A 15768-nucleotide genomic window follows, 5' to 3' on the forward strand; every position below is an offset into this window, starting at 1 on the left:
CCGGTCCCCCTGGGCCGGCCGGCGCACGGCGTGCCGCGCACGGCGCACGATCCGGCCCGCAACCGCTGGTTTGTTGCAGCGGGATGAAATTCATACCGGGCGGTGTTGGTGCCTTGCGGTAGACGTCGAGGCGCGGGAGGCATCGGGTGGCGGGGACGGGCACGGATACACAGACGGCGGAGGCCGGCTGGGCACGGAGGCTGACCAGGGACTGCTGGCAGTACCGCAAGGACGTGCTGCTCGCCCTCGGCTCCTCGCTGGCCGGAATGGCGGTGATGGCGCTGGTCCCGCTCGTGCCGAAGCTGATCATCGACGACGTCATCGTCAGCCACCGGCGGGCCCTCGCCCCCTGGGCGAGCCTGCTGATCGCCGCCGCCGTGGTCGTCTACGTCCTCACCTACCTCCGCCGCTTCTACGGCGGACGCCTCGCCCTGGACCTCCAGCACGACCTGCGCACCCGTATGTACGGCGCGATATCCCGGCTCGACGGCCGCCGTCAGGACGAGCTGAGCACCGGCCAGGTCGTCGGCCGCGCCACCAGCGACCTCCAGCTGATCCAGAGCCTGCTGTTCATGCTCCCGATGATGATCGGCAGCGTCCTGCTCTTCGTGATCTCCCTGGTCGTGATGGCGGTGCTCTCCCCGCTGCTCACGGTCATCGCGCTGGCCGTCGCGCCCGCCCTGTGGTTCATCGCCAAGCGCAGCCGCGCCCGGCTCTTCCCCGCCACCTGGTACGCCCAAAGCCAGGCGGCCGAGGTCGCCGGGGTCGTGGACGGCGCGGTCTCCGGCGTCCGGGTCGTCAAGGGCTTCGGGCAGGAGGAGCAGGAGACCGGCAAGCTCCGCGAGGCCGGCCGCCGGCTGTTCGCCGGCCGGCTGCGCACGGTCCGCCTCAACGCCCGCTACACCCCCGCCCTGCAGGCCGTCCCCGCGCTCGGCCAGGTCGCGATGCTGGCCCTCGGCGGCTGGATGGCCACCCGCGGCCAGGTCACCCTCGGCACCTTCGTCGCCTTCTCCACCTACCTCGCGCAGCTGGTCGGGCCGGTCCGGATGCTCGCGATGATGCTGACCGTCGGACAGCAGGCCCGGGCCGGCATCGAGCGGGTCTACGAGCTGATCGACACCGAACCGGCACTGACGGAACGGCCGGACGCCCACGAGCTGCCCGCCGACGCCCCCGCCACCGTCGAGTTCGACGAGGTGACCTTCGGCTACGGCACGGGCGACGGCGCCCGCCCGGTCCTCGACGGATTCTCCCTGCGCATCGAGCCCGGCGAGACGGTCGCCGTGGTCGGCACGTCCGGCAGCGGCAAATCCACCGTCTCGCTGCTGCTGCCCCGCTTCTACGACGTCTCCGCCGGCCGTGTCCTGGTCGGCGGCCACGACGTCCGCGACCTCACCCTCGCCTCGCTGCGCGCCGCCATCGGCCTGGTCCCCGAGCACAGCTTCCTGTTCTCCGACTCGATCCGCGACAACATCGCCTACGGCCACCCCGGCGCCACCGACGCCGAGATCCGCGCGGCGGCCCGCGCCGCCCAGGCCGACGGCTTCATCTCCGAGCTCCCCGACGGCTACGACACCGAGGTCGGCGAGCAGGGGCTGACCCTCTCCGGCGGCCAGCGGCAGCGCATCGCCCTGGCCCGCGCGATCCTCACCGACCCGCGGCTGCTGGTCCTCGACGACGCCACCTCCGCCGTCGACGCCCGCGTCGAGCACGAGATCCACGAGGCGCTGCGCGGCGTCATGGCGGGCCGGACCACCCTGCTCATCGCGCACCGCGCCTCCACCCTGGCGCTCGCCGACCGGGTCGCCGTCCTCGACGGCGGGCGGCTGGTCGACGTCGGCACCCAGGAGGAGCTGGCGGAGCGATGTCCGCTCTACCGCGCGCTGCTGACCGACCCGGAGGAGCTGGGCGGCGTCGAGCGGGACCCGGCGGGCGAGCTGGCCGGCGCCTTCGACGGCGAATTCGCCGCGAGCGGGCTGCTGGAGTACGCGTACGCACCCGGTACCGACGTGCCGGAGGGCGCCGAGCCGGAGACCGCCGGGCCGGCCGACGACACCCTCACCCCCGAGATCACCCCCGAGCTGTGGGTCCGCCGCGAACAGGACGCCGAGGCCGGCGCGGCCGGGATGGCGCCCCGCGCGGCGGCCGCCACCGGCCCCGGCATGGCCGCCGCGACCGCCGGCCTCCCCGCCACCCCCACCCTGCTCGACCAGGTCGCCGCGCTCCCGCCGGCCACCGACACCCCGGACATCGACGAGGACCGGGCCGTCCGCCCCGAGCGCTCCTACGGCCTGCGCCGGCTGCTGCACGGTTTCGGCGCCCCGCTGGCCGTCGCCCTGGCCCTGGTCGCCGTCGACGCCGTCGCCGGCCTGCTGCTGCCCGTCCTGATCCGGCAGGGCATCGACGACGGCGTCCGCCGCGGGGTGCTGGCCGGTGTGTGGACGGCCGCGGTGCTCGCCCTCGTCGTGGTCCTCGCCCAGTGGGCCGCCCAGTTCGGCGGCAACCGCATGACCGGCCGCACCGGCGAGCGGGTGCTGTACTCCCTCCGTCTGAAGATCTTCGCGCAGCTGCAGCGCCTCGGGCTCGACTACTACGAGCGCGAGCTGACCGGCAAGATCATGACGAGGATGACCACCGATATTGACGCCTTGTCGACATTCCTGCAGACCGGGCTGGTCACCGCCCTGGTCTCGATGCTGACCTTCTTCGGCATACTCATCGCCCTGCTGGCCATCGACCTCCAGCTGGCCCTGGTCGTCTTCGCCACCCTCCCGCCCCTGGTCATCGGCACGTACTTCTTCCGCAAGCAGAGCGTCAAGGCGTACGAACTCGCCCGCGAGCGGATCAGCACCGTCAACGCCGACCTCCAGGAGAGCGTCGCCGGCCTGCGGATCGTCCAGGCGTTCCGCCGGGAGCACAGCGGCGCCGAGCGGTTCGCCGCCCGCAGCGACGCCTACCGCCGGGCCCGGGTCCACGGCCAGTTCCTGATATCGATCTACTTCCCGTTCGTGCAGCTGCTGTCGTCCGTCGCGGCGGCGCTGGTGCTGATCGTCGGCGCCGACCGGGTGAGTGCGAACACCCTCACCGCCGGCGCACTGGTCGCCTACCTGCTCTACATCGACCTGTTCTTCGCCCCCGTCCAGCAGCTCTCCCAGGTCTTCGACGGCTACCAGCAGGCGTCCGTCTCGCTGGGCCGCATCCAGGAGCTGCTGCGCGAGCCGACCTCCACCCCCGCCGCCGAACGCCCCCGGGAGGTGCCCGCGCTGCGCGGCGAGCTCACCTTCGACGACGTCCACTTCCGGTACGGCACGGGGGACACCCCCGCGCTGGCCGGGGTCAGCCTCACCGTCCCCGCGGGCCAGACCGTGGCCTTCGTCGGCGAGACCGGCGCCGGCAAGTCCACCCTGGTCAAGCTGGTCGCGCGGTTCTACGACCCGACCTCGGGCGCGGTCCGCGTCGACGGCACCGACCTGCGCGAGCTGGACCTGACCGGCTACCGCCGCCGCCTCGGCGTCGTCCCCCAGGAGCCCTACCTCTTCGCCGGCACGGTCCGCGACGCCATCGCCTACGGCCGCCCCGACGCCACCGACGCCGAGGTCGAGGCCGCCGCCCGCGCCGTCGGGGCGCACGCCATGATCGCCACCCTGGAGGGCGGCTACCTCCACGAGGTTGCCGAACGCGGCCGCAACCTCTCCGCCGGCCAGCGCCAGCTGCTCGCGCTGGCCCGCGCCGAACTCGTAGACCCGGACGTGCTGTTGCTCGACGAGGCCACCGCCGCCCTCGACCTCGCCACCGAGGCCGTCGTCAACCAGGCCACCGACCGCCTCGTCGGCCGCCGCACCACCCTGGTCGTGGCGCACCGCCTGACCACCGCCGCCCGCGCCGACCGGGTCGTGGTCCTCGACCGCGGCCGGATCGTCGAGGACGGCAGCCACGACCAACTCCTCGCCCGTGACGGCCGCTACGCCGAGCTGTGGCGCACGTTCACCGGCGAGGGCGAGGAGGAGCTGGTGGCCTGAAGGCTCCCGACGCGGCGGCCGGCCCCGACGCGGCCCGGCCGCCGTAACCCCTGCGCCCCCTGGCCCGGCCGCCGGCCCCCGCACCCCGAGCCTCCGTCGCCCGGCCGCCGGTCCCCGGACGGCCCCCGGGGGCTGGTGGTGCCCCCGGTGCGCAGATAGGTTCAGCCCGACCTTTGCAATCCCAAGGGGAGGGTGCATGCGCAAGGCCACCAGATGGCTGCTGTCGCTCGCCGTGCTCATAGGCACGGCCACAGCCGGCAGCGCCCAGGCGGGAGCGGCCACCGCCGCCGAGCCGACGACCAAGGACATCAAGGACCGGATCCTCGCCATACCGGGCATGAGCCTCGTCGAGGAGAAGCCGGTCGACGGCTACCGGTACTTCGTCCTGAACTACACCCAGCCGATCGACCACGAGCACCCGTCCAAGGGGACCTTCCAGCAGCGGCTGACCGTGCTGCACAAGTCCGTGGACCGCCCGACGGTGTTCTTCACCTCCGGCTACAACGTCAGCACCACACCGTCCCGCAGCGAACCCACCAAGATCATCGACGGCAACCAGGTCTCCCTGGAATACCGGTACTTCACCCCGTCGCGGCCCACGCCCACCGACTGGAAGAAGCTCGACATCCGGCAGGCCGCCACCGACCAGCACCGCATCTTCCGGGCGCTGCACCGCATCTACGGCAAGAACTGGATTGACACCGGCGGCAGCAAGGGCGGCATGACCGCCACCTACTACCGCCGCTTCTTCCCGCACGACATGAACGGCACCGTCGCCTACGTCGCGCCCAACGACGTGAACAACGACGAGGACTCCGCCTACGACCGGTTCTTCCAGCACGTCGGCACCGCACAGTGCCGCGCCGACCTCGCGGCCGTCGAACGCGAGGCCCTGCTGCGCCGCGGGGAGATGGTCAAGCGCTTCCAGGACTGGGCCGACAAGGAGAAGCAGACCTTCAAGAACACCGGCAGCGCCGACCGGTCCTACGAAGTCATGGTCACGGACCTGGTGTTCGGGTTCTGGCAGTACCAGCCCGCCGAGACCGCCTGCGCCGAGATCCCCAAGCCCACCGCCTCCACGGACGAGCTGTGGAAGTGGATGGACAAGGTCGGCGGCTTCGACAGCTACACCGACCAGGGCATGGAGCCCTACCTGCCGTACTACTACCAGGCGGGCACCCAGCTCGGCGAGCCCGGCTACGGCTACCCGAACCTGGCCGGCCTGCTGAAGTACCCGGGCATCAACAACTCCCGCACCTTCGTGCCGAAGGACATCCCGATGCGCTTCGACAAGCGCGCGATGCCCGACATCGACCGCTGGGTGCGCCACCACGCCCGGCGGATGATGTTCGTCAACGGCGAGTACGACCCGTGGAGTTCGGAGCACTTCGAGGTCGGCAAGGGCTCCCGTGACGCGTACGTCTTCACCGTCCCCGGCGGCAACCACGGCTCCAACATCGCCAAGCTGAAGGACGCCGACCGCACCAAGGCCACCGCCGAACTCCTCGACTGGGCCGGTGTCCCGGCACCCGCGGGCAGCACCCCCGCCCCGCTGGCCCCGGACAACAAGAAGCTGGACAAGCAGGAGAACCGCCGGATGCCGATCCTCCGCCCCTGACGGGCGGACCGGCTCACCGGCTGACGTGCCGACGGGCCGGCGCGCTCCCCGCGACCACGGGGAGCGCGCCGCGCCCGCACCGGCTCAGTACGACAGGCCGTGCCCGATCTGGTACAGCGCCTTGTCCGGGACGTCGGCGCGCATTATCGCCACCGGCAGCCGGCCCACCGGATCCCGCCGCCCGGCGATCACCCGGGCCGCCGCCCGCAGCTCCACGTCCGTCCACGAATAGCTCGCCAGCGCCGCCTTGACGCCGCCCAGCTGCGCGATGTCGTACGGATTGCGCACCGCCAGCTGCACCACCGGCTTCCCGGTGGCCAGCAGCGCCTCGACCAGCTTCCGCTGCGGCGAGCCGGCGGTCACGTTGTACGTGGCCACCACCACCGCGTCCCGCTCGCCCAGCGCCGCCACCGCCGCGTCGATCTGCTGCGGCGTCGGCGACAGGCCCGTGGACTGCGCGGTGGCCGTGAACCCCAGCTCGCCCAGGGTCCGCGCCAGGACCGTGGTGGGCGGGCCGCCGGTGCCCGACGGCGCGGCCGCGTCGACGCCCACCACCAGCACCCGCCGCTCCCGCCGGCGGGACAGCGGCAGCACCCCGCCGTCGTTGCGCAGCAGCGTCGTCGTACGGTCCGCGATCCGGTCCGCGGCCGCCAGATGGCCCCGGGTCCCGACGACCCGGTCCACCTCGTCCCGGCTGGTGTACGGGTCGTCGAACAGCCCCCGCCGCTCCTTCAGCAGCAGGATGCGCAGCAGCTTCGCGTCGAGGTCGCGCTCGGACAGTTCCCCGTCCTTGAGCGCCGTCAGGACGGCGTGGTGCGCCAGCGAGAGGTCCGGCGGGTTCAGCAGCTGGTCCACGCCGGCCTTCAGTGCGAGGACCGGCACCCGGGCGTCGCCGTACTTCTTCCGTACGCCCTCCATGCCCAGCGAGTCCGTTACCACCACCCCGTCGTAGCCGAGGCGTTCGCGCAGCAGACCTGTGAGGATCGGCCGGGACAGCGTCGCCGGGTCCTCGCTCGCGTCGAACGCCGGCACGACGATGTGCGCCGTCATGATCGAATCGATCCCCGCGGCGATCGCGGCCTTGAACGGCGGCGCGTCCAGCCGCTCCCACTCCTCGGCGGTGTGGTGGATGTACGGCAGCCCCACATGGCTGTCGGTGTCGGTGTCGCCGTGGCCGGGGAAGTGCTTGGCGCAGGCGGCCACCCCGCCGTCCTGATAGCCCCTCACCTGCCCGCCGACCATACGGGCCACCGCCTGCGGATCGGCGCCGAAGGACCGCACCCCGATGACCGGGTTGGCCGGGTTGACGTTCACGTCCGCGTCCGGCGCGTAGTCCTGCCGGATGCCCATCGCGGCCAGCTCCTGCCCGGCGATCCGGCCCGCCGTGCGGGCGTCGTCGCGGGAGCCGCCGGCGCCGAGGGCCATCGCACCGGGGAACAGTGTCGCGGGCGCGCCGACCCGGGCCACTATGCCGTGCTCCTGGTCCGTGGAGATCAGCACCGGTACGGGCACGCGCTGGGCGGCCGCGGCCTTCTGGATGCCGTTGGACAGCTCGGCGATCTGGTGCGGCTCACGGGTGTTGTGCGCCCAGCCGAAGTAGATGATGCCGCCGACGTGGTACTTCGCGATCAGCTCCGCCGCGTTGGCGACCCCGATCTCCTTCTGGTTGGCGGCCGCGTCGGCCGGGTCGGGGTCGGTCGCCGAGTGGCCGTAGACCCGCATCACGAAGAGCTGGCCGACCTTCTCCTCCGGAGTCATTCGGGCGATCAGGCGGCGCAGCCGGTCCCGGGCGGCGGCATCGGGGGCGGGCCGGCGGCCGGTGACGGGCGCCGCCACGGCGGGCCCGGTACCCGCCGCACAGGCGGCGACGGCACCGGCCGCGGTGGTCAGAACGGTACGTCTGGAGTGCATCCGCGCTCCTTCCGGAGGGCTTCCTCGACCTCGTACAGGACTCGTTGAAGGAAACTTCCAAGGAGACACGGATAGCCGGAAAACTATTGTCGGTCAATCACTCCGGTCGGGGGTGCCGCCCTCCTCTTGCACGCCGGCCGGGGGTGTGGGAGGGACCGCGGGAGACCCGGCGCCGCCCGCCGCCACCCCGTCGAGCAGCCGCCGCAGGTGGTCCCGGCCCGCGACCAGCAACCCGGGCAGCTCGGGCGCCTCCGGGAACCAGCGCTTCTCGTACTCCCAGCACAGCCAGCCGCCCGCGCCCAGGCCGAAACCGCCCTCCGGCGCGGGCACCGGACCGTGCGCCGCCGCCGGCTCCGGCCCGAGCGCGGCCAGCGCGGACGCCAGCGGCAGGGCCCCCGCACCGAGCGGCACCGGACGCGGATCCGCCGCCGACACCACGTCCTTGACCTGCACATAGCCCAGATACGGAGCGAGTGCCGCCCGGGTGTCGACGGGCCGCTCACCACCGCGCCAGGTGTGCAGCACGTCCCACAGCGCGCCGACGCTGCGGTGCCCGACCAGTCCCAGCACCCGCGCGGCGGCCGCGCCCGTGCCGTGCGAGTCATGGGTCTCCAGCAGCACCCGGACGCCCCGCTCGGCCGCGAGCGGGGCCACCGCGGCGAGCCGCCGGGCGGCATCCGCGTCCGCCGCGTCCGCCGGCCGCTCCCCGCCGCCGGGGAACACCCGCACATACGGCGCGCCCAGATCCGCGGCGAGCAGCACCAGCTCGGACAGTTCGTGCGCCAGCTCCTCCTCGCCCGCCGGGTCCCGCTCGGCGGCGACCCGGGCGTACCCGGCGACGGCCAGGATCTCCACCCCGGCCGCCGCGAACTCCGCGCGCACCGCGGCCCGCTCCCGCGCCCCGATCAGCGGATGCACCGGCTCCTCCGGATGGGCCCGCAGCTCCACCCCCTGATAGCCGGCCCCGGCGGCCAGCCGCACCACGTCGGCGACCGGCATGCCCGGCACCCCCAGCGTGGAGAACGCCAGGCGCAAGGGCGGCGCCGCCGCCCGGCCCGGAGCGCCGGCCGGGGTGCCGCCGCCCGGACCGCCGTCGTCGCCCGTGCCCTGTGTGCCGTCCGTTCCGGTCATGCCCGCGCTCCTCTCCTTGGTGGTCGCTCCTACGTGCCCGCCCCGCGCAGCGACAGCCGCCAGTCCTGGCCGACCAGGTCCTGCCCGAAGCTGTGGTGCGGCGTCTCCGCGACCAGCTCGAAGCCGGCCCGCCGGTAGATCCGGCGGGCCGCGCCGAGGACGGAATTCGTCCACAGCACCATCTCCTCGTACCCGGCCTCCCGCGCGAAATCGACACACGCGTCGACGAGTTGCCGCCCGAGGCCAAGGCCCCGCGCGGACGGCTCCACCAGCAGCAGCCGCAACCGGGCCACGCCCGGCCGGCCGTCCCGTACGCACATCACCGCACCGGCCCTCCCTCCAGGAGCGCCGGCGGTCTCCGCGCCAGGGGAGACCCCCGTCCTGTCCACCTCCGCTATCCAGGTGCGGTCCCACCGCGGGTCGAACGCCTCGGCGTACTCCGCGACGATCCGGGCGACCAGCGCCTCGTAGCTCAGGTCGAAGCCGTACTCGGCGGCGTAGAGCGCGGCGTTCCGCTCGACCATCCAGCCGAGGTCACCGGGGCGGGCGGTGCGCAGGGTGACCGTGGGGGAGGCGGCCGGAGGCGCCTCGCCGGTGGCCGCCGGGTCGTCGCCGAGCAGGGCGCGGATGGTCCGCATCGCGTCCGCCAGGCGGGCCCGGTCCGCCGCCGGAAGGTGCCGGAGCAGTGAGCCCGCGGCCTCCTGGGAGCGCTCCTCCAGCAGCCCGGCCGCCTCCCGGCCGTCCCCGGTGAGCGTGATCCGCTGGCGGCGCGGGTCCTGCTCGGACCTGCCGCGGCTGATCAGCTCCCGGTCCTCGAACTTGCCGAGCAGCCGGCTGAGATACCCGGCGTCCAGGGACAGCGAGGCGCGCAGATCCGCCGCGTCCACCCGCTCCTGGTGGGCGAGTTCGTAGAGCACCCGCGCCTCGGTGAGGGTGAACGGGGTGTAGAGGTGCCGGCCGTAGTCGAGCGCGCCGATCAGGTTGGTGTAGAAGCGGTTGAACCTGCGCAGCTCACGGACGTCGGCGGCGGGATCGGACGTCGCGGCGGAGCCCCCCGGCGTGCTGCCGGACCGGGCGTCGGAGGGTGCTTCGGTTGTCATCGTCGACCACCTCACCGTTGACTCAGTCAAGGGTAACGAACCGAGGCCGATCCGCACACCACCCCTGCGCCGGCAACGCCACCGGCCCGCCCGGCGGCCGCTCCTCACACCCCGTCACCAGCCGCCCGGCCCGATGCCACCATGGAACGCGCTTGCTCCACCTCCGTTCCCGCCGCACCACGCCGCTGCTCCACCCGCCACCGAGGAAGCCGTCCCCGCACGAGGGGGAAGAGAGGCCGGGCCGTGACACGCAGGACCGTACGCATCGCCATGAACGGCGTGACCGGGCGCATGGGCTACCGCCAGCACCTGGTCCGCTCCCTCCTCGCCCTGCGTGACCAGGGCGGACTTCCCCTGGACGACGGCACGGTCATCTGGCCGGAGCCGGTGCTGGTCGGCCGCTCCCCGCAGAAGCTGCGGGCCCTGGCCGAGCGGCACGGTCTGCCGGAGTGGTCCTGCGACCTCGACGCCGTACTGGCCGACGACACCGTCGAGATCTACTTCGACGCCCAGGTCACCGCCGCCCGCGAGGAGGCCGGGAAGAAGGCGATCGCCGCCGGCAAGCACCTCTACGTCGAGAAGCCCACCGCGAGCAGCCTCGCCGGCGCTCTCGAACTCGCCCGGCTCGCCCAGGAGGCCGGCGTGAAGAACGGCGTCGTCCAGGACAAGCTCTTCCTCCCCGGCCTGCGCAAACTCCGCCGCCTCGTCGAGGGCGGCTTCTTCGGCCGGATCCTGTCCGTACGCGGCGAGTTCGGCTACTGGGTCTTCGAGGGCGACTGGCAGCAGGCCCAGCGCCCCTCCTGGAACTACCGGGCCGAGGACGGCGGCGGCATCGCGGCCGACATGTTCCCGCACTGGGAGTACGTCCTGCACGAACTCTTCGGCCCGGTCCGAACCGTCCAGGCGCAGCTGACCACCCACCTCCCGCGCCGCCGGGACGAGTCCGGCACGCCGTACGACGCCACCGCCGACGACGCCGCCTACGCCGTGTTCCAACTGGCCGGCGGCATCGTCGCGCAGATCAACTCCTCCTGGGCGGTCCGGGTGCACCGCGACGAACTCGTGGAGTTCCAGGTGGACGGCACCGAGGGCTCGGCCGTCGCCGGGCTGCGCGGCTGCCGGGTGCAGCACCGCTCCGTCACCCCCAGGCCCGTCTGGAACCCCGACCTGCCGGTGGCCGAACCGTTCCGCGCGCAGTGGCAGGAGGTTCCCGACAACGCCGACTTCGCCAACGGCTTCAAGACGCAGTGGGAGCTCTTCCTGCGCCATGTCGTCCGCGACGAGCCCTGGCGCTGGGACCTGGCGGCCGGCGCCCGCGGCGTCCAACTCGCCGAACTGGCCGCCCGGTCCTCCGCGGAGGGCCGCCGCCTGGACGTCCCGGAGCCGGGCCGGTGACCGCCCGGACACCCGGCAGCGCCGCATCCGGGCCCCCGGCCACCCCGGAGCCCGGGGCCCGCTCCCCGTTGCGGTCCCGCACCGTCTTCGCCGCCGCCCACGTCGTCGCCGATCCGTACGCCGACACCACCCCGGACGGGCCGGCCGCCCTCGACTGGGACGCCACCCTCGCCTTCCGCCACCACCTCTGGTCGCACGGCCTGGGCGTGGCCGAGGCGATGGACACCGCGCAGCGCGGGACGGGCCTGGACTGGGCCGCCGCCGCCGAACTCATCCGCCGCTCCGGCGCCGAGGCCCGCGCGGCCGGCGGCCGGCTGGTCTGCGGCGCCGGCACCGACCAGATCACCGGCGGATCGCTCGCCGCGATCCGGGCCGCCTACGAGGAGCAGCTCGCGGTCGTCGCGGGAGCCGGCGCGCAGGCCGTCCTGATGGCCTCCCGCGCGCTCGCCGCCGCGGCCCGCGGCCCCGAGGACTACCTCGACGTCTACGGCCACCTCCTCCGCCAGGCCGCCCAACCGGTCGTCCTGCACTGGCTGGGCCCGATGTTCGACCCGGCACTCGCGGGCTACTGGGGGTCCGCCGACCTGGACGCGGCCACCGACACCCTCCTCGCGGTCGTCGCCGCCCACCCCGGCAAGGTCGACGGCGTCAAGATCTCCCTGCTGGACGCCCCACGGGAGCGCGCACTGCGCCGCCGCCTGCCGCCGGGCGTGCGCTGCTACACCGGTGACGACTTCCACTACCCCGAGCTGATCGCGGGCGACGAACAGGGCTTCAGCCACGCCCTGCTCGGCATCTTCGACCCGCTGGCTCCCTTGGCGGCCGAGGCCGTCCGCCACCTCGACACCGGCGACCCGGCCGGCTTCCGTGAACTCCTCGACCCCACCGTCGCGTTGGCCCGCCACCTCTTCCAAGAACCCACCCGCCACTACAAGACCGGTGTCGTCCTGCTGGCCTGGCTGGCGGGCCACCAGGCGCACTTCACCATGGTCGGCGGCCAACAGTCGGCCCGCTCGCTGCCCCATCTGCACCGTGCTCACCAACTCGCCGCGGGACTCGGCCTGTTCCCGGACCCCGACCTCGCCGCTCACCGGATGCGCCGGCTGCTGTCCGTGTACGGCGCCGAGGACGCGTTCCCGGCCCCGGGCCCGCCCCCGGGCGCAGGCGGAGCGAAACACAGGGGAGCCCCCGCATGACCGACGACTTCACCGGCCCCACCGACCTCACTGGCCCTACCGGCCCCGCCGATCTCTCCCGCCTGAGCCTCAATCAGGAGACCCTCAGGCAGTGGTCGCTGCCCGAACTCACCGACGGCTGCGTCCGGGCCGGCGTCCCGGCCGTCGGGCTGTGGCGCGCGCCCGTGCAGGCGTACGGCGTGGCCGCGGCCGCCCGGCTCGTCCGCGCGGCCGGGCTGCGGGTCAGCAGCCTGTGCCGGGGCGGGTTCCTCACCGCGCTCGACCCCGGTGGGCGGGCGGCGGCCCTGGACGACAACCGGGCGGCGGTCGACGAGGCCGCCACCCTGGGGACGGACACCCTGGTGCTGGTCTCGGGCGGGCTGCCGGCCGGCAGCCGGGACCTGCCCGGCGCCCGGGAGCGGATCGCGGACGCCCTGGGGGAGTTGGCGCCGTACGCCGCGGATCGGGGGGTACGGCTGGCGATCGAACCGCTGCACCCGATGTACGCGGCGGACCGGTGCGTGGTCTCCACGCTCGCCCAGGCGCTGGACCTCGCCGAGCGGTTCCCCGCGGACCGGGTCGGGGTGGTCGTGGACACCTACCACCTGTGGTGGGACGACACGGCCGGGGCACAGATCGACCGCGCCGGGGCCGCCGCCCGCCTCGCCGCCTTCCAGCTGGCCGACTGGATCACCCCGCTCCCGGAGGGCGTCCTGCTGGGCCGCGGGCAGTTGGGGGACGGCGTGGTGGACCTGCGCTGGTTCCGGGAGCGCGTCGAGGCGGCCGGCTACCGGGGGGCGATCGAGGTGGAGATCTTCAACCCGGCGCTGTGGGCCCGCGACGGCACCGAGGCGCTGGCCGAGATCGTGGACCGTTTCCGCCGGCACGTCGCCGCCCGGGCGGAGCCCGGACCGGCGGCGCCAGGTGAACGGAATTCGTACAAGGGGTGACGGGCAAATAACTCTGCGGATGCGCGCAACCGTTCGCGGCCGGCAGAGGTCATAGCTGTCGCTGGCTCAGGAGGGGGAGGGATCCGGGGGGATCCGGGGCCGGCACGGGAGGGGGGATCGAGGGGCCCGACCTGGGGGGACGGGCCCCTCGACGATGCGTACGACGGCGCGTACGACGGCTCCGGCGGACCTCCCGCCCCGGCGCGCTGTCAGACCCCGGCGGTACCGTCGGGGCATGGTCAACACAGCCGTGGTGGAAGGGGTCCTGGAGCGGATCACGTACGCCAACGAGGAGACCGGCTACACGGTCGCCCGGGTCGACACCGGCCGCGGCGCGGGCGATCTGCTGACCGTCGTCGGGGCGCTGCTCGGTGCGCAGGTGGGGGAGTCCCTCCGGATGGAGGGCCGCTGGGGCTCGCACCCGCAGTACGGCAAGCAGTTCACGTGCGAGAACTACACCACGGTGCTGCCCGCCACCGTCCAGGGCATCCGCCGCTACCTCGGCTCCGGTCTGGTCAAGGGCATCGGCCCGGTCTTCGCGGACCGCATCACCCAGCACTTCGGCGTCGACACCCTCGACATCATCGAGCGCGAGCCGCAGCGCCTCGTCGAGGTGCCGGGCCTCGGCCCCAAGCGCACCAAGAAGATCGCCGACGCCTGGGAGGAGCAGAAGGCCATCAAGGAGGTCATGGTCTTCCTCCAGGGCGTCGGGGTCTCCACGTCCATCGCCGTGCGGATCTACAAGAAGTACGGCGACGCCTCGATCTCCGTCGTCCGCAACCAGCCCTACAAGCTCGCCGCCGACGTCTGGGGCATCGGCTTCCTGACCGCCGACCGCATCGCCCAGTCCGTCGGGATCCCGCACGACAGCCCGGACCGGGTCAAGGCCGGCCTTCAGTACGCCCTGTCGCAGTCCACGGACCAGGGCCACTGCTTCCTGCCCGAGGAGCAACTGATCGCCGACGCGGTGAAGTTGCTCCAGGTGGACACCGGCCTGGTGATCGACTGCCTGGGCGAGCTGGCCGCGGAGCCGGAGGGCGTGGTGCGCGAGAAGGTGCCCGCCGGGGAGGACGGCGCGGAGGTCACCGCCGTCTATCTGGTGCCGTTCCACCGCGCGGAGATCTCGCTCGCCGGGCGGCTGACCCGGCTGCTGCGCACGGACGAGGACCGGATGCCGGCGTTCCGGGACGTCGCCTGGGACAAGGCGCTGGCCTGGCTGGCCCGCCGTACGGGCGCCGAGCTGGCCCCCGAGCAACAGGAGGCGGTGCGGCTGGCGCTGACCCAGAAGGTCGCGGTGCTCACCGGCGGCCCGGGCTGCGGCAAGTCCTTCACGGTCCGCTCGGTCGTCGAGCTGGCCCGCGCCAAGAAGGCCACGGTCGTGCTGGCCGCGCCCACGGGCCGGGCCGCCAAGCGGCTGTCGGAGCTGACCGGCGCGGAGGCCTCCACGGTCCACCGCCTCCTGGAGCTCAAGCCCGGCGGGGACGCCGCCTACGACGCGGACCGGCCGCTGGACGCCGATCTGGTGGTCGTCGACGAGGCGTCCATGCTGGACCTGCTGCTGGCCAACAAGCTCGTCAAGGCGGTCCCGCCGGGCGCCCACCTGCTCCTGGTGGGCGACGTCGACCAGCTGCCGTCCGTCGGGGCCGGTGAGGTGCTGCGGGACCTGCTGGCCCCCTCCGGCCCCGTGCCGGCCGTCCGGCTGACCCGGATCTTCCGGCAGGCCCAGCAGTCCGGTGTGGTCACCAACGCCCACCGCATCAATTCCGGCGTCCCGCCGCTGACCACCGGGCTGAGCGATTTCTTCCTGTTCGCGGAGGAGGACAATGAGGAGGCCGGGCGGCTCGCCGTGGACGTCGCGGCCCGCCGCATCCCGGCGAAGTTCGGTCTCGACCCGCGCCGGGACGTCCAGGTGCTGACCCCCATGCACCGCGGCCCGGCCGGAGCGGGCGCCCTGAACGGCCTGCTCCAGCAGGCCATCACCCCCGCCCGCCCCGACCTGCCCGAGCGGCGCTTCGGCGGCCGGGTCTTCCGGGTGGGCGACAAGGTCACCCAGATCAGGAACAACTACGAAAAGGGCCGCAACGGCGTCTTCAACGGCACGGTGGGCGTGGTCACCGCACTGGACGAGGTCGAGCAGCGGCTGACGGTCCGCACGGACGAGGACGAGGAGGTTCCGTACGACTTCGACGAACTCGACGAACTCGCCCACGCCTATGCCGTGACGATCCATCGCTCGCAGGGTAGTGAGTATCCAGCGGTGGTGATTCCGGTCACCACCAGCGCCTGGATGATGCTGCAGCGCAATCTGCTGTATACCGCCGTCACCCGGGCAAAGCGCTTGGTGGTGCTGGTCGGCTCCCGCAAGGCCCTGGGGCAGGCCGTCCGCACGGTTTCCGCCGGTCGGCGGGGTACGGCGCTGGCTCACCGGCTCGCCGGGGCGATGTGATGTCACTCCTCTTTCCCAATCAG

The 15768-nt window shown here is 73.5% G+C and carries 8 protein-coding genes and 1 pseudogene; 6 read left to right on the forward strand and 3 right to left on the reverse strand.

Annotated features, from left to right (window positions below; translation table 11 throughout):
* Positions 1-146 precede the first annotated feature (146 nt).
* On the forward strand, positions 147-4019 hold the full coding sequence (locus ACZ7MX_RS24835; RefSeq protein WP_472135430.1) for an ABC transporter ATP-binding protein: 3873 nt from the start codon (positions 147-149) through the stop codon (positions 4017-4019).
* Between the two features lie 196 nt (positions 4020-4215).
* Positions 4216-5637, forward strand: a complete 1422-nt coding sequence (locus ACZ7MX_RS24840; protein ID WP_472135431.1) for a S28 family serine protease — start codon at positions 4216-4218, stop codon at positions 5635-5637.
* Between the two features lie 84 nt (positions 5638-5721).
* On the opposite strand, the gene ACZ7MX_RS24845 is transcribed toward ACZ7MX_RS24840, so the two are convergent.
* The 3 genes from ACZ7MX_RS24845 to ACZ7MX_RS24855 form a co-directional block, all read right to left on the reverse strand.
* A complete protein-coding gene (locus ACZ7MX_RS24845; RefSeq protein WP_472135432.1) occupies positions 5722-7548 on the reverse strand; it encodes a glycoside hydrolase family 3 protein in 1827 nt (608 codons plus the stop codon).
* Between the two features lie 93 nt (positions 7549-7641).
* Positions 7642-8583: a sugar phosphate isomerase/epimerase family protein gene (locus tag ACZ7MX_RS24850; RefSeq protein ID WP_472135480.1), complete on the reverse strand. Its 942-nt coding sequence runs from the start codon at positions 8581-8583 to the stop codon at positions 7642-7644.
* 125 nt (positions 8584-8708) lie between these two features.
* A complete protein-coding gene (locus ACZ7MX_RS24855; RefSeq protein WP_472135433.1) occupies positions 8709-9779 on the reverse strand; it encodes a GNAT family N-acetyltransferase in 1071 nt (356 codons plus the stop codon).
* A gap of 243 nt (positions 9780-10022) precedes the next feature.
* On the opposite strand from ACZ7MX_RS24855, the gene ACZ7MX_RS24860 reads away from it, so the two are divergent.
* The 4 genes and pseudogenes from ACZ7MX_RS24860 (at position 10023) to recD2 (ending at position 15745) form a co-directional block, all read left to right on the forward strand.
* Complete coding sequence (locus ACZ7MX_RS24860; RefSeq protein WP_472135434.1) at positions 10023-11174, forward strand: Gfo/Idh/MocA family protein; 1152 nt, start codon at positions 10023-10025, stop codon at positions 11172-11174.
* Positions 11171-12295: pseudogene (locus ACZ7MX_RS24865) on the forward strand (dihydrodipicolinate synthase family protein); the annotation flags it as partial. The gene ACZ7MX_RS24860 and the pseudogene ACZ7MX_RS24865, both read left to right, overlap by 4 nt.
* Before the next feature lie 71 nt (positions 12296-12366).
* The gene (locus ACZ7MX_RS24870; protein WP_472135435.1) at positions 12367-13299 is read left to right on the forward strand and encodes a sugar phosphate isomerase/epimerase family protein; all 933 of its coding nucleotides are present in this window, start codon (positions 12367-12369) and stop codon (positions 13297-13299) included.
* A 235-nt stretch (positions 13300-13534) separates the two neighbouring features.
* Complete coding sequence (gene recD2, locus ACZ7MX_RS24875) at positions 13535-15745, forward strand: SF1B family DNA helicase RecD2 (RefSeq protein WP_472135436.1); 2211 nt, start codon at positions 13535-13537, stop codon at positions 15743-15745.
* The last annotated feature ends 23 nt before the right edge of the window (positions 15746-15768 follow it).

Source organism: Streptomyces sp. NPDC107765, assembly GCF_055657085.1.

What these genes read in the sequence shown, in the direction of transcription:
- ACZ7MX_RS24840 (WP_472135431.1), top strand. Translation starts at nt 4,216, where the DNA reads ATGCGCAAGGCCACCAGATGGCTGCTGTCGCTCGCCGTGCTCATAGGC.
- ACZ7MX_RS24845 (WP_472135432.1), bottom strand. Translation starts at nt 7,548, where the DNA reads ATGCACTCCAGACGTACCGTTCTGACCACCGCGGCCGGTGCCGTCGCC.
- ACZ7MX_RS24855 (WP_472135433.1), bottom strand. Translation starts at nt 9,779, where the DNA reads ATGACAACCGAAGCACCCTCCGACGCCCGGTCCGGCAGCACGCCGGGG.
- ACZ7MX_RS24870 (WP_472135435.1), top strand. Translation starts at nt 12,367, where the DNA reads ATGACCGACGACTTCACCGGCCCCACCGACCTCACTGGCCCTACCGGC.
- recD2 (WP_472135436.1), top strand. Translation starts at nt 13,535, where the DNA reads ATGGTCAACACAGCCGTGGTGGAAGGGGTCCTGGAGCGGATCACGTAC.